Source organism: Limosilactobacillus mucosae DSM 13345, from assembly GCF_001436025.1.
Classification (GTDB): domain Bacteria; phylum Bacillota; class Bacilli; order Lactobacillales; family Lactobacillaceae; genus Limosilactobacillus; species Limosilactobacillus mucosae.
Genome location: NZ_AZEQ01000013.1, coordinates 1 through 24402 on the forward strand (window position 1 = coordinate 1; position 24402 = coordinate 24402).

Annotated in this window: 16 protein-coding genes and 1 pseudogene; 11 read left to right on the plus strand and 6 right to left on the minus strand. The window is 43.7% G+C overall.

All coding sequences use genetic code 11. The features are described from left to right. Positions 1-62: 62 nt before the first annotated feature. The 3 genes and pseudogenes from FC47_RS10605 to FC47_RS10920 all read left to right on the plus strand — a co-directional run bounded on the left by FC47_RS10605 (position 63) and on the right by FC47_RS10920 (position 1840). Complete coding sequence (locus tag FC47_RS10605) at positions 63-236, plus strand: hypothetical protein (RefSeq protein WP_155519153.1); 174 nt, start codon at positions 63-65, stop codon at positions 234-236. A 73-nt stretch (positions 237-309) separates the two neighbouring features. Next, positions 310-417: an IS66 family insertion sequence element accessory protein TnpB gene (locus tag FC47_RS11125; protein ID WP_420896568.1), complete on the plus strand. Its 108-nt coding sequence runs from the start codon at positions 310-312 to the stop codon at positions 415-417. 133 nt (positions 418-550) lie between these two features. After that, positions 551-1840: pseudogene (locus FC47_RS10920) on the plus strand (IS66 family transposase). A gap of 177 nt (positions 1841-2017) precedes the next feature. Here the strand turns inward: FC47_RS10920 and FC47_RS06650 are convergent. The 5 genes from FC47_RS06650 to FC47_RS06670 form a co-directional block, all read right to left on the minus strand. Next, positions 2018-3901 carry a DUF6020 family protein gene (locus FC47_RS06650; protein ID WP_056968445.1) on the minus strand — a complete coding sequence of 628 codons (1884 nt, stop codon included), beginning with the start codon at positions 3899-3901 and terminating at the stop codon, positions 2018-2020. 16 nt (positions 3902-3917) lie between these two features. Then, the gene (locus FC47_RS06655) at positions 3918-4862 is read right to left on the minus strand and encodes a glycosyltransferase family 2 protein (RefSeq protein WP_056968446.1); all 945 of its coding nucleotides are present in this window, start codon (positions 4860-4862) and stop codon (positions 3918-3920) included. A 152-nt stretch (positions 4863-5014) separates the two neighbouring features. After that, on the minus strand, positions 5015-6595 hold the full coding sequence (locus FC47_RS06660; RefSeq protein WP_056968447.1) for a peptide chain release factor 3: 1581 nt from the start codon (positions 6593-6595) through the stop codon (positions 5015-5017). Between the two features lie 35 nt (positions 6596-6630). Continuing rightward, on the minus strand, positions 6631-7734 hold the full coding sequence (locus tag FC47_RS06665) for an AI-2E family transporter (protein ID WP_033935272.1): 1104 nt from the start codon (positions 7732-7734) through the stop codon (positions 6631-6633). Then, a complete protein-coding gene (locus FC47_RS06670) occupies positions 7734-8666 on the minus strand; it encodes a glycosyltransferase family 2 protein (protein ID WP_033935273.1) in 933 nt (310 codons plus the stop codon). The genes FC47_RS06665 and FC47_RS06670 overlap by 1 nt, the downstream gene beginning before the upstream one ends. A gap of 213 nt (positions 8667-8879) precedes the next feature. Between FC47_RS06670 and FC47_RS06675 the strand changes: the two genes are divergently transcribed. The 6 genes from FC47_RS06675 (at position 8880) to sufC (ending at position 20267) form a co-directional block, all read left to right on the plus strand. Then, positions 8880-10127 (plus strand): LCP family protein, encoded by a 1248-nt coding sequence (locus tag FC47_RS06675; RefSeq protein WP_056968448.1) that lies wholly within the window; start codon positions 8880-8882, stop codon positions 10125-10127. 169 nt (positions 10128-10296) lie between these two features. Then, on the plus strand, positions 10297-14787 hold the full coding sequence (locus tag FC47_RS06680; protein WP_056968449.1) for a pectinesterase family protein: 4491 nt from the start codon (positions 10297-10299) through the stop codon (positions 14785-14787). Between the two features lie 91 nt (positions 14788-14878). Then, positions 14879-15826 carry a dTDP-glucose 4,6-dehydratase gene (gene rfbB / locus FC47_RS06685; RefSeq protein WP_202812958.1) on the plus strand — a complete coding sequence of 316 codons (948 nt, stop codon included), beginning with the start codon at positions 14879-14881 and terminating at the stop codon, positions 15824-15826. A gap of 507 nt (positions 15827-16333) precedes the next feature. Then, positions 16334-18565: an anaerobic ribonucleoside-triphosphate reductase gene (gene nrdD / locus FC47_RS06690; RefSeq protein WP_056968451.1), complete on the plus strand. Its 2232-nt coding sequence runs from the start codon at positions 16334-16336 to the stop codon at positions 18563-18565. 318 nt (positions 18566-18883) lie between these two features. After that, the gene (gene nrdG, locus FC47_RS06695; protein WP_006500163.1) at positions 18884-19471 is read left to right on the plus strand and encodes an anaerobic ribonucleoside-triphosphate reductase activating protein; all 588 of its coding nucleotides are present in this window, start codon (positions 18884-18886) and stop codon (positions 19469-19471) included. A 10-nt stretch (positions 19472-19481) separates the two neighbouring features. Continuing rightward, entirely contained in the window at positions 19482-20267 is a 786-nt protein-coding gene (gene sufC, locus FC47_RS06700; protein WP_056968452.1) for a Fe-S cluster assembly ATPase SufC, read from the plus strand. Between the two features lie 114 nt (positions 20268-20381). On the opposite strand, the gene FC47_RS06705 is transcribed toward sufC, so the two are convergent. Continuing rightward, positions 20382-21623 (minus strand): RNA-guided endonuclease TnpB family protein, encoded by a 1242-nt coding sequence (locus FC47_RS06705; RefSeq protein WP_056968453.1) that lies wholly within the window; start codon positions 21621-21623, stop codon positions 20382-20384. 203 nt (positions 21624-21826) lie between these two features. Here FC47_RS06705 and FC47_RS06710 point away from each other — a divergent pair, with 203 nt between their 5' ends. Together FC47_RS06710 and sufB are read left to right on the plus strand one after the other, a co-directional pair. Further along, positions 21827-22960: a SufB/SufD family protein gene (locus tag FC47_RS06710; protein WP_235804001.1), complete on the plus strand. Its 1134-nt coding sequence runs from the start codon at positions 21827-21829 to the stop codon at positions 22958-22960. After that, complete coding sequence (sufB, locus tag FC47_RS06715) at positions 22953-24386, plus strand: Fe-S cluster assembly protein SufB (protein ID WP_056968455.1); 1434 nt, start codon at positions 22953-22955, stop codon at positions 24384-24386. The genes FC47_RS06710 and sufB overlap by 8 nt, the downstream gene beginning before the upstream one ends. Positions 24387-24402 lie beyond the last annotated feature (16 nt).

Below are 24402 nucleotides of genomic sequence, written 5' to 3' on the forward strand. Positions count from 1 at the left end.
CACAAAATTATTGACACTCTCCTCCCATACTTGAAGACATATTCAAAGAGGAGGACTTTTTTATGAAGCAAGATTTTGTCGAAGTTGATATACCGCGAGCAAAGAAGCCGGTTGCTAAGCACTCACGCTTGACAGCTATCGTTTCACTGCACCAAGTAAAAATTAATGTCTACCAAGAAGCAGATCCCGCTCTGGTTAGTGAGATCATTAAAGCAGTAGCCGCTTATGCTGGTTAACTGGAGTGCTCCTCAGCACGTCTACATAGTTTGTGGCAAGACCGATCTGTGGAAGGGCATTGACGGTTTGGCCATGGTGATCGCAGAGAATTATGGCTTGGAATTAGATAATGATTCGCTATTCCTGTTTTGTGGCAATCGTAATGACCGCTTCAAAGGCTTATACTGGGACAGGGTATAGTACCGTTACCAGTCATCAGAGAAAATGCAAATCAAAGGAATCACGTAAAGAATGGCTTGATTGCTTAGAACAAGTTGAAGAACTTCATCAGCTGAGTAAGCAAGAACTGACTTGTGATCAATGCGGTCAAATGATGACGGTTATTGGCAAACATGAACAGTATCGTGAAGTTAAACTAGTTTCTGCCCACTTGTGCTGCAAAATCGTATGTACTGAAACGGCTAGATGCGAACACTGTCAAAATCCGGAAACCGGCAATGATGTACTTGTTCAGGCAAAGACGCCACAGCCTTTGTTTCCACACAGTTACCTTTCAAGCTCGGTAATCGCCGAAGTACTTTTTGAAAAGTTTGGCCTGGCAGTACCGTTTACCCGCCAGACGCAGTATTGGGAGCGCCTCGGGCTTCCAATCACCAGTAAACATATGGCTCGTGGGGTAATTGAAGCTGGCGAAAGGTTTGGGCAAAAGATTTATGAACGTCTGCGTCAAGAAATCAAGGCAGCACCTGTGGTGCAGCTTGATGAGACGCCATTTCAAGTTCTGGATCTTGATCAATCACACGGCTATTTCTGGTCAGCCTGTTCTACGGAAGAATTCAGTCCGCATCAGGTATCGTATTTCCACTATGCCCCTTCGCGATCAGGAAAGGTTATTACAGAAATCTTAGGTGATGACTTTTCTGGCGGTATTATGTGTGATGGGTTTAGTGGATATTCTGATAATCGCTTACCAGAAGCGTATTGGGGGACCTGTCTGGTTCATATCAATCGCCAATTTAAGCGACTGCTTGATCCAAATGTCAAGGGCAATTAAAAATTGTACAGAAATGGCAATTTGAAAATGTACAATTTGAGATTGCCATTTTCATACATTTTAAGACTGCCATCGACACCAAAGATTACCCGCTTTCAAGGGCAAAGTATTGCGAGTGACGCTGTGCGGATCCTTGCCAAAGTATTTCACGTCGAAAAACGGTTGAAATATTCATCAGCAAGTGAGAAGGCAGCCCAAAGGCGTCAGCATTTAAAAGCGATGATTGATGATTTCTATCAGCTGATTGAAGAGGCCTTGACGAAATCGCCACTCAAACCGCTACGCAATGCGATCAAAAATGCCCTCAAATTGAAGAAGCGGGTTTACCAGATGTTCAAGCATGGAGAGCTGCCATTGCATAATAATCACAATGAGCAACTGATTCGTCCCACCACGCTGGTCAGAAAGAACAGTCTGTTTGCGAAGTCTACGGCTGGGGCCAAAGCCAATGCGATCTGGTATAGCATCGTGCAAACCGCAAAACTAAATCATTTGGATGTCTTTAAATATTTAGAGACCTTGCTTAGCGCCTTTACAAAACGCGAAACGCCAGAAATAGAGGCTTATTTGCCATGGGCTCATGAAATTCAAGAAAGCTGCAAAGCCTAGTTGATAAATGAACAGCGGTCGACCACGCAGAAATGCGCCGGTCGACCGCTGCTTTTTTATTCTTTAATTTTTGAAATTGCCTACTGCTTGGCAGGCAACACGGTTCAATATGGTGTGCTTACAATTGATCTTCACCAATACGATTTGATAAAGACCCGTATTTTTCGACCCGTACCATTATGATGTGCTTACCGTATTTATATTATCTTTTGTTGAAACTAAAGAATAATCTGAAATCATAATAGTAATCAGAATAGGTACGAGCATAATTATAGAAAAGGCATATCTATAAAGTACAACAGGACCTAATAGAAAGGTACCCAATAATCCGAAGTACAAACCGATTATAAAAATAAAATCTTTACTTTTGTGAATTATACACCAACCAATAAAAGTAAAAGTTAACCATACATTAAAACCAATGCTAAAAATCATAGATAGTACTGGTAATTTTTGTGTTTGATAATTATTTACAAATGAATTGTACATATTATACAACCACGTAAAAGATTTAATGTGTGATATTTTTATATTATACCAACCTATTTCTGAATCTTTGTTTGGAGGGAAGAATGTAGAAAATTCTAGCAATGCCTTATGGTTACTTCTAGGATCAGGAAAATTGGTATCAGGGTACCAGTATCCTAATGTAAGCTTAGCAAAAGAGTCAATATAATCAGAAAAGTTTTTAATACCAACATTTAGCCAAAGCCTAAAAAATTTAAATTTATCTTTTTTAAATAGTATTGTATTAAATGATCCTTTATAATCATCTGCCAATGATTGTTTTGAAGAATCAGAATATTCAGCGTAAGTAGGGATATATTCTTTAATTTCCTTTTTTTCTGTTTTGGTAATTTTAGCCTGTTTATCTGTTATAACACTTGATAGCTGTATAGACGGTACACTCATCATTTCTTTATATCGGTCATCTTTATTTAGTTGCCCGTTAAGGCTTTTGGTTAGTGGACCATTATAAAATAACATTAATAGGCAAATTAGGCTGCTTAATATTAGTAATTCTTTTTTATTAGGAACTTTGATCAACAATACTAGTAACATTGAAAAGACAAGTACATATAGACCTTGATTTTCGAATATAGCATTTATAAATCCAGAAAAAATAAATAGAAAATAGTATTTCCAAATACCATAATTTTCAATAATATCTTTACGATTAATAATTACCAAAACAAATATGATTAAACTAGCGGTATAGGGAATATTTTTTGTAGCTGATACGGATAATAAAGCGATATAAGGAGAAAAGATCATTATCCCTAAGAAAAGTATCCTTATTAGCGGTACTATTTTCTTTGTTTTCATATAAGTGATAATTAATGAAAAGGATAATGAGAGCCAAAGCATTTGAAATAAAGTATATAAAAGAAGTCCAATTCTAACACTATGGAATATTTTTTTTCCTAGTTCAATTACAAAAAAGAATAGCATTAGGGTATGTGCCATAGGGTGATGCAGGTCTAAGTACCCATTTTCTATATAAGAATAAAGTTGATATCCAGCATCATATACGTAATTACCAGGATAGGTAGAGAGAAGTGTAGGTACCCAACCAATAAAAATTAGTATCCAAGTAAGTAGGAATTGTTTTTTGTAACTTAAACTGTTAATGAAATTTTCTAACTTGGAGGATAACTTCATTAAATAATTTATTTTTGGGAAAAAAATGTTGAACAAAAATAAAAATAAGAAAGAAAACAATGGGACGTTTGCTAGGATTTTTAGCCAGGTTTTTAAATTAGCTATATTAACAGTACCTATCCTATAGAGATTAGCTCCTGCGATGAGTGAAAGAGAAAAGAAAAAGCCTAAGAAAATAGATGTTGTTACTTCGCACTTTGAGAATTTTATTTTTTTCAAAAAATAAAAATAAAACGAGAAAATACCGATAAAAAAGATTAAAGAAATAATACTGTTTGAGTATGCAAGTTGTAAATTATTATCCTTAAGTAGAAATTGAATCCCGACAGATGCTAAATAAGCAAGGATTATGGATATCATAAAACGTTTTTTATTAAAAATTGATAAGAATATTTGCATATAGTAGCCCCTTTGATTATCTTTTTGATTTAACGTTATGAACTTCTTGAAGCCTAAATTCGAATTCTCGATGTTCCTTGCGCTGGATAGCGTCAAGAATCAAACCACTATAAAAAGATAGAATTCCAGCAATAGTACAAAATCCACAAACGATTAAAGTTGGAAAATGTAAAACTTTGCCTGTTGCGCGATAAGGGAGCCAGACATCTGGAATGAAGAAAGCTAATGATAGTATTAATAACAAGCAAGCTAAGGTTCCAAAAAATCGCAATGGCTTATAGTTCCTATAAAGAGTGAAAATGAGTTTTAATACTTTAAACCCATCGGAATACGTATTTAGTTTGGAGGTACTTCCTTCAGGACGATCTCGATAATCGATGACATGGTTTTTCATTGCCATGTTATTAACGATTGCAAAAATACTCATTTCTGTTTCAATCTCAAATCCTTTTGACAGCACGGGGTAGGTTTTAACGAATTCATAGCTAAAGGCCCGATAGCCAGTCATGATGTCTTTAATATCATTTTTAAAGAAAAAGTTGATACTGCCGCGAACCATTTTATTGCCAATGCCATGGAAAGGACGTTTGTTTTCTTCAAAATAACTTGAACTAAGTCGATCACCAATAACCATATCATAGTTTTCTTCTAACACATATCGTGCCATTTTGGGGATTTCTTCAGCAGGATACGTATCATCACCATCAATCATAATATAGCATTTAGCATCAATCTCACGAAACATGCGACGAATGGCATTTCCTTTACCTTGCTTATATTCATAGCGGACACAAGCACCCGCTTCACGAGCTAATTCAGCGGTGTTATCAGAAGAGTTATTGTCATATACATACACCGCTGAATTTGGGATATCTTTAATGGCATTTTGACAATCCTTAACAACTTTAGTGATTGTCTGACTTTCGTTGTAGCAAGGAATTAAAACAGCTAAGTTGTCCATTATTTAAAAGCTTCTCCTTAAAAATTTAAATAATATATTTAACAAATTTATAAGTACTATTTAGTGAGGTAATTCATTAATTCTTTTAATATCTAAATAAATGGTTCTATAATATTTAAAAATTGTGATTTTGCGTTAGACATTATAGTCTCCTAGAGTTTTGCAGTTAATTTAACGTCTGGATACTTCTGCTTGAACCAGTTTTCCGCAAATTGGTTCTCAAACAAGAATAGAGGAGCACCATAACGATCTTTAACCAGCATATTCCGTGAAGAAGCCATCTTAGGATCAAGCTGTTCTGGATCAACCCAGCGCGCTGTCTTACTACCTAGTGGTTCCATAATAACTTCGGAATTATATTCGTTTTGCATTCGGAACTTGAACACTTCGAACTGCAATTGACCAACGGCACCCAGAATATAGTCGTTGGAGTTATAGCCAGTGTAGAGCTGAACGGCCCCTTCTTGTACCAATTGGTTGATCCCTTTATGGAATGATTTTTGCTTCATAACGTTCTTTGGCGTTACGCGGACAAACAGTTCTGGCGTAAATTGAGGCAGCTTCTCAAACTTGATGTCTTGTTTACCAGTGTAGATTGAATCACCAATTTGGAAGTTTCCGGTATCGTAAAGCCCGATAATATCACCGGCAACGGCATTCTCAACGTTTTCGCGCGTATTGGCCATAAATTCGGTCACGTTTGATAGACGAATTAGCTTTTTAGTCCGCTCCAAGGTAACGTCCATTCCCCGGGTAAATTCACCAGAACAAATCCGTACGAAAGCAATCCGGTCACGGTGCTTAGGATTCATGTTGGCTTGAATCTTAAAGATGAAGCCAGAAAACTCTGGTGCCAGTGGATCGATTGATTTACCGTCTTCTGTCTTGTGTGCTGAAGGGGCTGGAGCAAATTTTAAGTAGGTTTCCAGGAAAGTCTTAACCCCAAAGTTGGTCAGAGCTGAACCGAAGAAGACAGGAGTTTGATCCCCCTTCGCGATCTTTTCTTCATCAAGCTCGCTACCAGCCATTTCAATCAGTTCCATTCCATCTAAGGCGTCTTTCCATTCACCTTCACCAGCCAATGGGTTTTCGCCAATTACCTGACCATCTTCATCTAATGGCAGGTAAGGGTTGGCAGAATCTTGTGGGCGGGAAAGGGCAACTCGATGATTATAACGATCATAAACCCCCATAAATTGCCGTCCCATCCCAATTGGCCAGTCCATTGGGTAGGTTTCGATACCCAGCACGTCTTCGATTTCATTTAACAAATCCAGCGGTTCACGGGCATCGCGGTCAAACTTGTTGATGAACGTGAAAATTGGAATTCCCCGCATCTTACAGATTTGGAACAGCTTTTTGGTTTGTGGTTCGATACCCTTGGCACCATCAATTACCATGACGGCAGAGTCAACGGCCATCAAAGTTCGGTAAGTATCTTCAGAGAAGTCTTCGTGCCCTGGCGTATCCAGAATATTAATCCGCTTGCCCTGGTAGTCAAACTGCATTACAGAACTGGTAACGGAAATTCCACGCTTTTTTTCGATTTCCATCCAGTCAGACTTGGCAAAATTACTGCTGCCGCGTCCTTTAACCGTCCCAGCTTCGCGGACGACGCCCCCGAATAAAAGCAGCTGTTCAGTAATCGTCGTTTTCCCAGCATCGGGGTGCGAGATAATCGCAAACGTCCGGCGCTTGTTAACAGCTTCTGCCAATTTTTTTGAATCAGTCATTTTTATGTTCCTTTCGAGAATTGTAATTTAAAGTTTTATTTTGCATCATTTTTTTCCAGACGATAAATCGTCATGCAGTAATCAACCATTGTTTTAACTACCGCGTACAGTGGCACGCATAAGATCATCCCCAGCAAACCAGCGATGTTACCAGCGGCCAACAGCAGAATAATAATCGTTAATGGATGAATTTGCAGGCTCTTGCCAATAATATTTGGGTAGATGATATTACCGTCAATCTGTTGAACGACAATCACTACCACAATAACCCAGATGATTTTCTGCGGGTCAACTGCCAAAGCAACGATCAAAGCCGGGGCAATGCCAATGTAAGGGCCAATGTAAGGAATGATATTGGTGATCCCAGCTACCAGACCTAAAACGATTGCCATTGGTTCGCCAATAATCAGATAGCCAATGCAGGTACCAATTCCAACACAGATACATTCGATCATCTGTCCAGAGATGTAGGAAGAAAGCGTCTTGTTCATCTGATGCAGCAGTTCCGTAACTTCTTTGGCATGCTTTTCAGAAAAGAACCGCTGAATGTTTGGTACAAAGCGATCGCCATCTTTCAGCATATAAAAGAGCATGACTGGCACAGTTACGACTACGACAACTGCACTGGTAATCGTGCCGATGATTGAGCCAACGCTGCTGGTTAGACTCGCCAACAGCTTTTCAGCGTATTTGGTAATCTGCTTGTTGAATTGCTGATAGTAATCTGCCAGGTCGATCTTGCGAATCCACTCATGTTTTTGGGAAGCTTGCGCGAGCCAATGCTGCATGTCGTTGGTAGCACTTGGCAGCCAGTGAATCATTTGATTAAGTTCCTTAATCATTGGGGGAATCAAGACGGCGAGACTGCCAACGATCAGCAGCAAGAGTCCCAAGACGATCACCATGCTGGCAATCCCACGTTTCATCTGCCATTTGCCTAAGCGAATCTTCATTAACAGACGAAAGGCCGGACTCGTCATGTAATATAAAAATATTGAAACGATCAGTGGTACAAAGATTACTGATATGAAAACGATGATGGGATGAAACAGAAAGTCCAGTTTAGTGCAAACCCAAATTAAAGTCGCGACAATTAATAGTTCTGCTGACCAAAACAGCAGGCTTTTTCGTTTTATCATTATTTCTTTTCCTTAATAATATAGATTGGTCGCTGCTTTACTTGTAGATAAATACGGCCGATATATTTTCCTAAAATGCCAATACAAAGCAGCTGTAAGCCACCTAAAAGCAATATAATACAAATCATTGAAGCCCAACCAAAAACACTGCTGCCCGGTTCAACAATCCGCCGAATAATAACAAACAACAGGCCAATAATTGAAAGTACAAATGAAGTCGTTCCCAACCACACCGCAATTGAAAGTGGTACTTGCGAGAAATCAGCAATGCCATCAAAAGCATATTTGAACAATTTCCAAGTTGACCAGTCAGTCTTGCCAGCTACTCGTTCAACGTTATGGTAGTCCAGATATTTGGTCTTAAATCCGACCCAGCTGAAGATGCCTTTTGAAAAACGATTATATTCTTTCAATGATAGAACGGCATCAACCATCTGCCGCGTCATCATCCGGTAGTCACGCGCACCGGGAACAATGTTAGTTTGGGATAGTCGATTAATGATGTGGTAAAACTGGGTGCTCAAAAAAGACTTGAATTTAGCTTCGCCAGCACGATCGACACGACGCGTTCCAATACAGTCATACTCACCTGTTTGGAGTAATTCATACATTTTTGGCAAAAATTCCGGCGGGTCTTGTAAATCAACATCCATTACCACGATGTAATCGCCAGTGGCGGCTTGCAATCCAGCGTATAGTCCGGCTTCTTTACCAAAGTTGCGCGAAAAAGAAATGTAATGGACGCGCTCGGGATTTTGTTCGTGTAGTTTGCGCATTTCGACTAGTGAGTTATCTGATGAACCGTCATTGACAAACCAATATTCAATTTGTAAATCGTTCATTTGGCGAACGACTTTTTCCACGGCTGGATAGAATAGTGGAATCGATTCTTCTTCGTTGTAGCAGGGAACTACAATTGATAGTTTTGACATTTTCTAACCTTATTTCATCTTTCAACGATTATATAATAATATCATTATAGCCCATAAACATGAGTTGACATGGCGAATTTTACAATTTGTCATTTATTAGTCTTTACGGATTCTTTAAATCTTTTAACAAAATTTGACGATAGCGCTTTACATCTGCTAAAGTTAGAGGGTTAGTTATGATAAAAAATTGGTTTATTGGAGTATAGCAAGACAATGAATGGCGACTATCAAACACGTGCCGAATATCGACACGACCACAATCAAAATAATCAGTCACAAAACAGTCCCAAAAAGCCGCGTAATAAGTTGCGCTGGGTCTATCGCTTTATTGGTTTGATCATCGTATTGCTCTGCCTCGGTGGTGCTTATGAGTATCATAAGATTCACAGTACTGCTCAAGGTGTCTTTTCTGACGGTTCAGGCAAGATCAGCAAGAAGCTGAAGGAGGGTAAGCCGGTGTCGGTTCTGGCAATGGGGACTGACGTTGGTGCCATGAATCGTGGGAATAAGGGTGGTAATACTGATACGCTTGAGCTTGTTACCGTTAATCCCAAGAAAGAGACGGTTACTATGACCAGTATTCCACGCGATATCTTGATCAAGGTGGATACTGATGAAGGTGCGGACTATGTTAAGCTGAATGCTGCTTACCAGATCGGTGGCGCTAAGCAGACCATCAAGCAGGTTAAAGAGCTCTTGGGCGTGCCAATTGATTACTATGCCGTTGTCAACATGGGTGTTTTGAAGAAAGTCGTTAACGCGGTTGGCGGGGTCGATGTCAACAACCCCTTTGCCTTTGATTATGAAGGCCAGCACTTTGCTAAGGGTAAGCTGCATTTGAATGGTCATGACGCCCTGCAGTATTCCCGGATGCGCTATGATGATCCTAAAGGTGACTATGGTCGTCAAAACCGGCAGCAGCAGGTTATGAAGAGCGTTATGAAGAAATTCAAGGAGTCGGGTTCAATTTCGGCTGCCAACAAGATTATGGACGCTGTCAAGGATGGGGTTAAGACCAATATTCCGATTGACAACGTGGCAACTTTATACACCAACTATCATGTTGCGCTGAAGAACATTAAGACTGAACATTTCCAAGGCTTGGATGCGACAATTGAGGGCGTCTCTTTCCAGATCGCCTCGCCAAAGGAAATCAACCGGGTTTCGAAGCTGATTCGGAATCAATTAGGTTTGAAGGCTAAGAAAGTCGTTAACAATGAAACCAAGATGTACAATCTGCAGACGACTTATGATGGCTACACCAACACCAATTTTGTCTTGCCAAACGGCGCTTCTTACAATACGCCTGGCAGTGGTACCAGCAATACGATCAGTTCATCCTCTAAAAAGTCGAGCTCTTCGCTAAGCGGCAGTTCAAATTATGGAACGACGTATAGTGCTGATACGACTTATGGTTCGTACTCCACTGACGATTCAACCAGTTATGATACTGGATACTAAACTAAAAGAAGTCTTACTACGGTATTACCGTGGCAAGGCTTCTTTTTTATAAAAGCATTTATTTTTATATTAATATAATAACTGAATTAGTTGTTATATACTGTTATATAAAGTGTTAAACTATAAATTAATTTATATTTAATAATTAGTTTATGGGAGATATTGGGAAATGTCTGATTATAAAATGCACTTTAAGATGTATAAAAGCGGTAAGCTCTGGATTGTTGCCGGAATTGCCGCTATCAGTTTATTAATTGGGGGAGCAAATGCCTATGCTGATACGGGAAACAGCATGCAGTCAACAGCCCCCAACGTGATTGCCACACCTGTTTCTTCAGTGGAGAATCAAACCAACGAGTCTAGCAAGGTTGATTCAATCAGCGGTTCTGTTAATAATGAGGGAGCACCAACGAAGAATGAATCAGCTGCTGCAGTGGCGTCTGATAATCAATCGTCAGTGAGTCGGCAGGCGACAACTGATGATCAAAACAATAATGTCCAGAACACGACTGTTGCAAAAGATACTCAATCAGCAACTACAAGCGCATCAGATTCTAATACAGTGGTCCGAGGTCAAACCGGTACGCTGCCAGTAAACCAGGTCTCAGGAACGACTGAAGTCCACCAAGATGGTCATTGGTATTTAAAAGATTTCCAGGGAAATTATTTAAATGGCTGGCAAAAACTGACGGACAACCGAATTGTTTACTATGATCCGCAGAATAATCAAATGCAGTATGGCGAACATCAAATCAACAATCAGTGGTACTATTTTGATACTAATTGCGGTGCAGTCGTGCAGGGCTGGTATGTATTAGCAGATGGCCGCAAAGTCTACTATGACGTTGCTAATGACGGAACAGGTCGTGGCATGCTGCATGGTGTTCAAACGATTGATGGTCAAACATACGACTTTAACATTTACACTGGCGCGCAGACAAGTGGTTGGAAAATGATTGACGGACAAAAATATTATTTTGCTCCTGCCATGGTTCATGGAATGGAAAAGCAGATTGATGGTCATTGGTACTGCTTTGATGACATGGGAAAGATGCGGACCGGCTTTGTACGCTTAAATGATGGTCGTGAGGTTTACTATAATGCAGACGGTCAGATGCAGTATGGTGAACAAAAGATCAATGATAAGTGGTATCATTTCCAAACCGACAATGGGAACATGGCTCGTGGCTGGTATACTCTGGAAGATGGCCGACGGGTTTATTATGATGTTGATGCTGATGGCAACGGCACAGGAATGCTGTATGGCCTTAATCAAATTAATAATCAATCATATTATTTTGATGCTTCAGATGGTGATGAAAAGATTGGCTTACAGGTTGTTGATAATCAAACCTACTATTTTAATTCGATTATGGTGAAAAACGGTGAGGCTAAGATTGGCAATCATTGGTATTACTTTAATGCTGTTGGTCAAATGCAGACCGGCTTCGTAACATTAAAAGATGGACGTCTGGTTTACTACAATGCGGACGGTCAGATGCAGTATGGCGAACAAAAGATCAATGGTAAGTGGTATCATTTCCAAACTGATAATGGCAATACCGCTCGTGGCTGGTATACCTTAGAAGATGGTCGGCGCGTTTACTATGACGTTGATGGCACCGGCAATGGTCAAGGCATGCTGCATGGCTTGGGGAAAGTAGGCAATGACTACTATTACTTCAACGATGCAACTGGTGCTAAAGAAACGGGCCTTAAAACGTTGAACGGTCAGACTTATAATTTTGTCGGCAATAATGGTCAGGCATTGCTTAGTCAATTCTGGATCAATGACAATCAAACGTATTATTTTGATCAGCAGGGACAGATGGTTAAGAATCAGCAGTTGACAATCGCCGGTGAGCAATGGCAATTTGATGCGAATGGCGTTGGTACCAAAGTTGCTGTGACGATTGCTGATAACTGGAACTTTGATAAAAAGAACAGTTCAGAATTAAATAACCTGGGAAATATTGAAGGAACGACCGGAGAATATAATGGACTGTTAATTGATGCTTCGAAACCAGGCGCAAAATTCAGTCCTCGTGACGTCGGCGATACCCAGGTCAACGCCAATACCGTAATCGGCGTACCGGTTAAGGCTAATCAATATGGTGCCAAGATAACAATTGAGCTTTCAGGTGGCACGGTTGATCTGACGACTAGTCAAGGATCGCAAACTGGATTGAAGGGCACGTTTACCTTGACAGTACCTGCAATGGCTACGGATGGTACATTTAGCGTTACCTTTAATTCCTCGACTTACCTTAAGAACTTAAAGGTTGACTATCTGACCCAAGCTCCTGAAGAATATCCAGGCACGCCAAGCAACGTCAAGGCAGAAGATACTGATTGGAACCTGGCGGCTGGCAGCAAGCAGATTACGGCAGCTCAAAACAGTCGGGCTGAGTATCTTGGTCTTAAGATCGATGCTTCAACAGCTGGTGCCAAGTTTGCGCCTCGCGATAACAATGATGGTACCGGCCTTGATACTCAAATCAATAGTGGCACGATTATTTATATCCCGATCGCGGCCAATCAAAATGGCGTAACGCTCAAACTAACGGGGCAAAAGTCAGCTGGTTTGACGATTATGCTAAACAATCAAGCAGTTACGCTGGGAAATGAAATTAAAATTGATGCAACATCAACGCCAACCTATTTGAAGATTCAATTTGCCGGTACGGGCAGCGCCTATCTGACCGACATTGCAGTACACTACAATGTTGCTTATCCAGGCACGCCAACGGTTTCGGCCAAGGATGCTGACTGGAATCTCAGCAACGACAATAGCCGACCAACCGTGCAAAATAATCAAGGCGAATACAATGGCTTAAAGATTGATGGGACGAACGGTAAATTCGCACCGCGGGCAACGGATACGCAGGTTAATAACGGTACGATTATCTACATCCCAATCGCGGCTGATGCCAAGGGCGCCAAAGTGACGATTTCTGGAACGGCTAATGGTCAGACGCTGACACTGGATGGTCAAACAATAGCGTTAGGTCAAGCGATTAGTGTTGACAGTACGTCAGCTCATTACCTAAAATTGTTGGTCAGCGGCACGGGCAGCGCCTATCTGACCGCCATTGCCGTTGACTATGGCAGCGATACGACGAATGATTTCCCTGGGGCACTGCCAACTGGCAAGTCAGAAGATATCAGCTGGGATCTGGCTCAAGCCGGGAATCGGCCAAGCGCAGAAAAGTCAACGACGTCATATAATGGCCTGCAGATTGATGCTCGCAATGGCAAGTTCAGTCCGCGCGCAACCGGTGATACACAGATTAACGGCGGTACGGCTATTTACATTCCGCTTTATCAAGATGCCAAGGGAGCAACGTTAAAAGTATCTGGCACCGCTAATGGCCAGACGCTGACACTGGATGGTCAAAGTATTACATTGGGAACGCCAGTCATGCTTGATGCAACGACGGCTCGTTATTTGAAACTAACAGTTACCGGAACAGGCAGCGCTTATCTGACCGGCATTGATCTAGATTATCTCAGTGATGACTCGTACCAGACCCATGTAGTTAAAGTTGGTGCCAATGAACAATACAAAACGATTCAAAGTGCATTGGATGCTAATCAATCTAGTTTAAAGGATCGGCTGGTCTTAGCAATTGATCCAGGCACCTATACGGAAGCGGTTCAGGTAAACAAACCCGGCGTCGTCTTTAAGAATGCCGATTCAACTGGTCAAAAAGCCGTTGTCATTACGTACAACAACTATTCTTCCAATACGTTTGATGCCAATGGAAACTTTGTGCCGCAAGACAGTCATGATCTTGGTACTTCTAAGTGCGGTACGGTGATCGTTACGGCTGCGGCAACCGGATTTAGCGCGGAAAACATTACGTTTGAAAACAGCTATAACGTTACTGATCATACGAAAGAAGGCGAACAGACGCCGGCAGTTGCTTTTGATTCTCTAGCTGATCAGGTTTATTTAAAGAATTGTAGCTTGATTGGTCGGCAGGATACGGTTTATCTGCAAGGCAAGGGCAATCGGGTCTACATTAATGGCGGCAAGATTGAAGGAACGGTCGACTTTGTCTTTGGTGATGCGAATGCCTTGATTGAGAATGCTGCGATTAATATGGCCTACTATCCTGGACGCAAGACGGGATACTTTGCAGCGCCAAATACTGCTAAGGGCCAAACTGGTCTGGTATTTAATAATTGCCAGCTGACGGTTGATAATCAATATGGCAGTAACGCGGTCATCTATTTAGCCCGGCCATGGCAAACGACTGTCCAAACGACCAGCAAAGTAGTAAACGGCAAAACGATTCTAACGGCTTACGATCCAAATACTAAGGACTCCAGATATACGAATACGTCTTCAGCAGTCACGTTTATTAATTGTCAGCTGCCGAGTGATCTTGCGCAAAACGTGTTCGGGGGTTGGACAGGCAAGTATGAAGATGCTAGTGGCAAGCAAAGCACGGTTGACATTACCTATCATCCTGATGTACGGTTTATCGAATTCAACAATAATACGACGGCTGATAAAAAGAGCCTGACGGATGAAAAAGGCAATGTGTTAGGAACGATTCAGACCGGGGATGCCAGTGCCTATCTTAAGCAGGTGATGTCTGAAATGAAGATTGGCACGACAGCTGATGCTTGGCAGCCTGTTGATAAGATTTAAAATATAGTTTGAATGTTCTAAACTAAAAGAGTTGACTCGGTTAAATCCAAGGCAGCTCTTTTTAATTGGAATTTTTTTGGAGATGATGTTTTTGCGGCTATTGGTAACTGGTGGGGCCGGCTTTATTGGCAGTCACTTTATTGATTATGAACTTGCACACGATCAAAGCATTGAGATCGTAAACCTGGATGCTTTGACCTATGCCGGCAACGTTGCCAACAACGCGCAGGCAGCTGGCAATGCTCGCTATCATTTCGTGCATGGCAGCATCAACAATCGAGAACTGGTTGACTGGCTGCTGCAGGAATTTGCCATTGATCATATCGTTAATTTTGCGGCCGAGTCACACGTTGACAATTCACTGAAAAATCCGGAGCTCTTTACCAAAACCAACGTCTTAGGCACGCAGGTTTTATTGGATGCTGCTTATCAGGCCAATATTCAAAAATTCGTTCAGATTTCAACTGATGAGGTCTATGGTACGATGGCGCCTGGACAAGCGGCTAAGGAAACCGATCCGCTGTATCCCAGTTCACCATACGCTGCTAGCAAAGCAGGGGCGGATATGCTGGCGATGGCGATGGTGCACACGTTTGGCATGCCAATCTGCATTACGCGCAGTACGAACAACTTTGGCCCTCGTCAGCATCATGAAAAACTATTGCCCATGCTGATTCAAAATGCGTTGCGCAATCGGCCGCTTACCATTTACGGTCAAGGTACCGACCGGCGTGACTGGTTGTACGTCAAAGACAACTGCGCGGCCATTGATTTGGTTTTGCGTCATGGTCAGTTGGGCCAGATCTTTAATATCGGTGCGCATCAAGAAAAGAGCAATAATGAGGTTACGAAAATGGTACAGGCAGAATTAGGCTTTTCCGATCAGTTGATTCGTCACGTTGCTGAACGGCCTGGCCATGATCTGCGTTATTCGCTTGATACCAGCCAGATTGAAACCCAACTGCATTGGAAGAGTCAGACAGATTTTGCGCTTGGCCTGCAGGAGACGATTGCCTGGTATCGCAAGCATCAGCGTTAATAGAAAATAACAGTTCGATCGCAATGGTCGGGCTGTTATTTATATAGTAGAAAAAATTTAAAAATCGTGGCGGCAGCTGGCTCGCAAAAAATTTTTTAAAGCTTGATCCAATCATAACTGTCACGTTTTACTCGATGCAAAATTCTTGTCAAGCCTTGATATATCAATGATTAGCAACTAAGATAGTCTTTGGCTCTTTTTGGAAGTGATGGGATTTTTATCATATATCCAGAAAAAATTAGGGCGATTTTTGAACGTATCAAACGATAAATTAGCGTTAAATTATACATTGAATTCAGTTCGATATGCGATTCATGCCAAATCAAGAATTGAGTTTTAACATGCTTTTGATCGCCTTAACGTACGATTATGAAATCTATTTTATAACCTTGATCTGCAATAACAAATCGCCGACTACAACATATAGTGATGCAAAAGTCAAGGGTTAACTAGATGTTGTGTTTTGCGTTAATATAGATCATGTTAATTAAGAGGGGGACGATGGCTATGAAACTGCAGACGGAAAAAAACACCGGGCTGAATAGTCTGGCTGATTTAAAGGTAGTTAAAAGGGATGGAACTGAAACGCCTTTTTATGCCTATAAGCTGAACTTGATCTTTAAGTCACTTGACGCGGATTGGGCAACGCAACAATCCGTCTGCCAAGCTTTGTCACAGGCCTTTAAGGATCAAGCAAGCGCCACGACCGTTGAGATCGCTGAAACTTTTGTTGATGGACTGCGCCAGGCGGGTCATGATGATCTGGCCACGCGCTACATTGAATACCGCAAACAGGATGAAGAAGCCTTTGCCGAGGCCACTAATCCGATGAACAAGCTCCATCAGCTGTTTGGCCGCGATTCCCATATCGTGCACGAAAATGCCAACAAGGATTCGCGCGTCTTTAACACGCAGCGGGACCTGGAAGCCGGCGTGGTCAGTCGGGCACTGGGCTTAAAGATGCTGCCGGAAGTCGTTGCCAAGGCTCATCTGCGTGGCGACATCCACTGGCACGACCTTGACTACTCGCCAGTAATGCCAGAAACCAACTGCTGTCTGATCGACTTTGACGAAATGTTTAAAAACGGCTTTAAGATTGGCAATGCCTGGGTTTCATCGCCACGTTCCATTCAAACGGCGACGGCTCAGATGTCACAGATCATTGCCAACGTGGCCTCACTGCAGTATGGCGGCTGTTCAGCCAACCGCATCGACCAGCTGTTGGAGCCATACGCCAAGCTTAATTATGAAAAGCACATGAAAGATGCCAAGGAATGGGTTGCACCAGACAAGCAGGAAGCCTACGCCAAGGCCAAAACCAAAAAAGACATCTATGACGCGATGCAGGCTCTGGAATATGAGATCAACACGCTCTACTCCAGTCAGGGGCAGACGCCGTTTACGACGATCAACTTTGGTTTGGGAACTTCCTGGATCTGCCGGGAGATTCAAAAAGCAATTTTACAGATTCGCATCAAAGGGCTGGGCAAGGAACATCGGACAGCGATCTTCCCAAAGCTGATTTTCACTTTAAAGCGCGGTCTGAACCTCAAGCCAGGCGATCCCAACTACGATATCAAACAGTTGGCGCTGGAATGCTCGACTAAGCGGATGTACCCTGACCTGCTGATGTATGACAAGATCAAGGAGATTACGGGCTCATTCAAGACGCCAATGGGTTGCCGGTCGTTTTTACAGGGCTGGAAAGATGAAAATGGCAAAGAGGTCAACTCTGGCCGGATGAATCTGGGCGTGGTTACGGTCAACCTGCCCCGGATCGCCTTGGAGGCCCATGGCGACAAGCAGCTGTTCTGGCAGATCTTTGATGAAAAGATGAACATTGCCAAGATCGCGTTGGACTACCGGATCAAGCGGACTAAGGAAGCCAAGCCGGAAAACGCGCCGTTGCTTTACATGTATGGTGCGTTTGGCAAGCGGCTGAAGAAAGACGACAGCGTTGATGAGGTCTTCAAGAACAGCCGTGCGACCGTATCATTGGGCTACATTGGTCTGTATGAGGTCTGCTCAACGTTCTACGGTCCAAAGTGGGAACACAACAAAGAAGCTCACGACTTTGCGGTTTCAATCGTCAAACAGATGCATGACCTTTGTGCGCAATGGGAAAAAGAAGAAGGCTACCACTTCAGCGTCTACTCCACGCCAGCCGAGTCTTTGACGGACACGTTCTGCCGAGATGACGAAAAGAAGTTTGGCCTGGTTGAAGACGTCACTGACAAGGAATACTACACCAACAGCTTCCACTATGACGTTCGCAAGCATCCGACGCCATTTGAAAAGCTGACGTTTGAAGAAGACTTTCCTCAGTACGCGGCGGGCGGTTTCATTCACTACTGCGAATATCCAAACCTGCGTCAGAATCCTAAGGCACTGGAAGCCGTTTGGGACTGGGCCTATGATCATGTCGGCTATCTGGGAACCAACACCTCCATCGATCAATGCTTCAAGTGCGGCTTTAAAGGCGAGTTCAAGGCCACGGCGCGCGGCTTTAAGTGTCCACAATGCGGCAACACCGATCCCGCAACCTGTGACGTGGTTAAGCGGACTTGCGGCTACCTTGGCAATCCTCAAGCGCGGCCAATGGTTCATGGTCGTCACGAAGAAATCATTCACCGGGCTAAGCACATGGATCCCGGGATGATCAAGACGGCCGCTGAATTTCAACGGAGCCGGCAGCTGGATGATAAGGCGCATGCCAACATCACCGGCGACCAGATCTAGCAGGCTGCCAGCGTCTGGTTCAGCATCTTAAGCAGTCGGCAAAATGCTCAGCTCGGCTTTAGGCAAGGTGCTGCGTCTGCATTTTAGAGAATCAAAGTGCTGAATCCGTGTCTTGGAAAATTCGGTGCCCGCAATTTAAAGACCACGCGACGATTGGTGCAATGATCAGCATGGCTGGAAAATATTGCTGACTTAAAATGACGCCACATTAAGCATCCGCGTTTCAATCAAAATTAAACAACTCGTGAATACCGCTAAGGGTCCGCATTCGGCTAGACCGAACGTCGGGCCTTTATTGCTTTAGAAAGGAAGATATACATGGCAAAAGAACGTCCAATCAGACTCCCCAAGAATCCTAAACCTAAGGAATGGCTGGCCGAGGATCATTCCTTACAATATATTGCTGACTACAAGCCATTTAACTTTGTCGATGGTGAAGGGGTGCGCTGCAGTCTTTACGTCAGCGGCTGCCTGTTCAACTGTCCTGGCTGCTACAACAAGGCTGCGCAAAACTTTCACTATGGTCAGCCCTATTCACAGGAACTGGAAGATCAGATCATCGAAGACTTGGATCATGACTATGTTCAAGGACTGACGCTGTTGGGCGGGGAACCATTCTTGAACACCCAGGTCTGCTTAAAGATCATCAAGCGTGTGCGCAAGGAGTTTGGTCACACTAAAGACATCTGGTCATGGTCGGGCTACACCTGGGAAGAGCTGCAGCAGGAATCATATGACAAACTGGAAATGCTGAGCCTGATCGATATTTTGGTTGACGGCCGCTTTTTAGAAGGGCAAAAGGATTTGACGCTGCAGTTTCGTGGCAGTGCCAACCAGCGCATCATCGACGTGCAGAAATCATTAAAAGCCAACCAAGTCGTTATCTGGGATAAGCTGGTTCACTAGAAAAGAGGCCATTATGACATTAAAAATCAATCATCTGCATGCCATTATCAAAGAAACCGGCGAAGAAATCTTAAAAGGCGTTGATCTAACGGTACCAACCGGTGAGATTCATGCCATCATGGGTCCCAATGGCACGGGAAAGTCAACACTGTCAGAAACGATCATGGGCTATCCGGCCTATGAGGTTACGCAAGGTACGGTAGAGTTTGATGGTCAAGACGTTTTGAGTCTGCCAGTCAATGAACGTGCCAGACTGGGGATGTTTTTAGGGATGCAGTATCCGGCCGAGATTCAAGGGGTCAACAATGCTGATTTTATCCGCACGGCAATCAATGCTCAGCGTCCTGAGGATGATCCATTGCCAGTGCTGCAGTTTATCCAACGCCTGCAGGAAAACATGGCGCTGCTGGAAATGCCCGATGATATTACCGATCGTTATTTAAACGTAGGCTTTTCTGGCGGTGAGAAGAAGCGTAATGAGGTTTTGCAGATGCTGATGCTGCAGCCTAAACTGGCAATTTTAGATGAGATCGACTCGGGACTGGATATTGACGCGCTGCGAATCGTGGCTAAAGGGATCAATCATCTGCGCGGTCCTGAATTCAGTGCGTTATTGATCACTCATTATGAGCGGCTGCTGGAGTACGTTACGCCAGACAAGATTCACGTCATGGTGGATGGTCAGATCGTCAAGACGGCGGGACCGGAACTGGCTGACGAGCTGGAAGCAGACGGCTATGCCAAGTATGAAAAAATCAGAAGAAATGGCGTGAGCGAATCAACTACCCCAGAATAAATTCTGAGGTTTGCAGTCTCATCTATTGCTAGATAGTGGTCATAGCGTCTTGCGACTCCCACCTGTGAGACCGCATCGTCGGACAGTTGACGGTGCCCGTTTATCTGCCAAGTATTACTCAGCAGATGCCTGTTTGTTAAATTGTGGGGCTTCTTCACCACTGCGGTAAAGCGTCCCCAAAAGCTGGATGTTCATCGCACCTAGTCTGTCATCGTTTGACTTGTAGCCACAACGATCACAAACGTACAAATGCTGCTTGTGATCTCGGTTTTCCTTGCGGATTCGCCCACATTTCGGGCAACGCTGACTGGTATATTTAGCCGGAACTTTGACCACTATTGAGGAGTTCAGATTGGCTTTATAAGTCAAAAACTGTTCAAACTGATAGAACGCCCATGATACCATCTCATAGCGCTTGTCTTTAGCGGTCTGTTCAGTTGCAAAACGCACGTCGGTTAAGTCTTCCAAGGCAAAAACAGTATTTGCCCCGTAATGGTCAATGAGTGTCTTAGTTAAGCAATGATTTACATCACTCATCCAGCGGTTCTCTCGTTGACCAATTTGCTTAAGACGACGCTTGGCGGACTTAGTACCTTTTGACTGAAGCTCTGCTCTAAGCTTTTTATACTTACGTCTAGTTCGCAAGACCTTCTCACCACTATAAAGCAGAGTTTTGCCTGCTTCATCATAGCAAGCTGCTAAGAAGTGCAATCCTCGGTCAATCCCGACGACATGTTCTGCCTCTTCTGGAGAATATTCCGGTAATGAGGTAGTAGCGCTAATGTGAACGTACCAATTCTGCTTTGACTGAAGAAGCTTGATTGATCCAAACTTCCATTTGTCAGCATCAAGATACTGATCAAAGCCTTTGCATACAAATGAGACCTTCTTTCTGCCTTGCAGAGTGTTTAAAGACAGCTGCTGGGCAGAAGACAGGTAAGACCAGTCACGGCCACGTTGCAAGTCAAGTTGCGGACGCTTGAATTCAATCGGTTTCCAAAGCCAATCAAGATCACGGGGAATTTGAGACCAAATAGCATGACCTTTGCTGTCTTTTTTGCCAGTATCAAAACGATATGGCTTTTGACTAAGTTGCGTTCTGACAATCTTATAACGTGCAATAACATTTCTGATTGCCGACTGTGCCATCTGACTTTTAAGGCCGAACTGATCTCTGATTTCATGATAGAGAGCTTTGTTCAATTTTGATTGTGACAATTCAAAATTATTATCAAAGACATACTGTGAGATAAAGTTGCAAGCGTCTTTGTATTTCTCCATAGATTGGACAAAGGCCTGTGCAGTTTCATTATCAATATTGAGTAATTTTGCTTTGATGGTAATTGATTGCTCCAATGGTTTCACCTCCTATCTTTCAATTACTATTAGATCATCTTTATTTTAGTGAATACAGTAGAAAGGAAAAGGGGCTGAAAGTGCAATTCCTCCCCAGATTGAAATCATGGGGTATCCTTGCTTAATCAGCCCTAGGTATATCAATGAATCAACAACTTTTAAGTCAAGTGATGGCCAGCTGTGTGAATGCACCAGACTGGCTGATGAAAAAAAGACAGTTGGCGGTTTTGCTTCAAGAACGGTTCAAAAGCACGCCAGCCACGGAAAAGATCATAGCTGCCTGGCTGGAAAATCCCAGTCTCGCCCAGCTTGAGCAATCAGTTGGTGAGCAGGCAAATGCTGATCAGGTTAAAGCTGCCGTCCCACACACGACTGGCTGGGTTAATCTGCCCTTGTTTGCCGCTGCAAACGTCTATCCCGAATTGCTGCAGGAAAATCTGATGGAAAAGGCGATCTCATGGCAGGACAGTCAGCTCAATGCCATGCACCTGGCCTTGCTGAATGGCGGCCGCTTCATCTATATTCCAGATGGCACGATCGTCAAAGAGCCCATTGAACTGACCGTTGACTGTCCATTGCCTAACTATCATAATCTGGTGATCGTCGGTGCCGGTGCCCAGGCAACCATTGTCGAGCATCAAACCGCCACAAGCAGACAGCCGGCTTATTTTGGCACGGAACTGCTTTTAGGCGATGGCGCGCGGGTCGACTACTACCAGTCCAACCGCTTTTCGGCTGTGCAGAATCATCAGACAGTCAGGGCCTACCAAGCACAGCATTCAGTTTTGAATATGTATCTGGCCTTGTTTGATGAGCATGATTTGACGACCGATTTTTATGCCAATCTGGATGGTCAAGGCGGAGCAGCCGAGATCAAAATGGTTACGATTGCCAGTGGTCGGCAGGTGCAAGACGTTCAGACGCAGATTCTTAATCATGGTCCGCATACGGTCGGTAATATCATCCAAAACGGCGTGGCCAAAGACAAGGCAGTTTTAAATTTTCATGCAGTTGGCAAAACCGAGCGTGGGGCATATGGCGCCAATTCGCAACAGCAGAGCCGCATTATGACGCTTTCTGATGAGTGCAAAGGCGAGGCGGATCCCGTGCTGCTGATTGAAGAAAATGACGTTAATGCCGGGCACGCTGCCAGTATCGGCAAGGTTGACGCGGATGATCTCTATTATCTGGAATCGCGCGGCCTCAGTGAGCATGACGCGCAGGTACTGCTGACGCGGGGCTTTTTACTGCCGGTTTTAAATCAGTTTCCTGATCAAAAGCTGCGGGAAAATCTGGTTGATGAACTGGCGCAAAGATTGGAGGAAAAGCATGAGTGATCAAGCAAGCCAACAGGCAGCAGACAAGGCAGCAATTCATGAATTTGCCAGCCAGCATTATCAGTTTGGCTTTCATGATGACGTCAAGCCGATCTTTTCAACTGGAGTCGGGCTGACGGAAGAAACGGTTCGTGAAATCTCGTGCCGTAAGCATGAGCCGGACTGGATGCTGAAGATTCGTCTGGATGCCTATCATCAATATCGTCAAATGAAGCTGCCGACTTTTGGCCCTGATCTAAGTCAGCTGAATCTGGATGAGCTGCGCTATTTCCAGCGGCCAACCGATCATGTGGCGCGCAGCTGGGATGAGGTGCCCCAAGCAATGAAAACGACTTTTGAAAAGATGGGTGTTCCCGAAGCCGAGCGTAAATATCTGGCGGGGGCAACGGCACAGTATGAATCAGAGGTTGTTTATGCCAATCTAAAGCGGGATCTTTCACGCCAAGGAATCATTTTCATGGATACGGATACGGCGGTTCAAAAACATCCCGAAATCGTCAAACAGTATTTTGCGACGCTGGTTCATCCCGATGACAATATTTTTGCGGCACTGAATACGGCGGTCTGGTCGGGCGGCACGTTTATCTATGTACCAAAGGGCGTGCATGCTGACGCGCCGCTGCAGAGCTTTTTTAGAATCAATGCCGAAAATACGGGGCAGTTTGAGCGGACGCTGATCGTGGTTGAGGATGGCGCAAGCGTTAACTATGTCGAAGGCTGCACGGCACCAGTCTATTCGGAAGACAGTCTGCATGCGGCCGTGGTTGAGGTGTTTGTGCATCCCAATGCCTTTTGCCGCTATACGACGATTCAAAATTGGTCCAGCAACGTCTACAGCCTGGAAACCAAGCGTGCTGAAGCCGAGGCCGGGGCTACGATGGAATGGGTTGACGGTAATCTGGGTTCCAAAGTCACGATGAAGTACCCCAGCATCTATCTGCGGGGTCGTGAAGCTAAGGGAACCATGCTGTCGATTGCATTTGCCAATGGTCCGATTGATCAGGATACCGGTGCCCGCATGATTCATCAGGCTCCGCACACGCATTCAACGATAATTTCCAAATCACTGTGTCGGGCAGGCGGCATCTGTGACTATCGCGGTGAGGTCAAGATGGATGAAAACGCGCACGGCTCAAGCTCGCATGTTGAATGTGACACGATTATTATGGATGACAATTCAAGTTCAGATACGATTCCATATAATAAAGTTGCAGTTGGGGACGTAACGATGGAGCACGAGGCCAAGGTATCCAAAGTTTCTGAAGAAGAACTCTACTATTTAATGTCGCGTGGACTGAGCGAAGAAGAAGCAACCAAAATGATCGTTATGGGTTTTATTGAACCGTTCACCAAGCAGCTGCCGATGGAATACGCGGTGGAATTGAATCGTTTGATTGATTTTCAAATGGAAGGCTCGGTCGGCTGATTTTTGGAACGGAAGC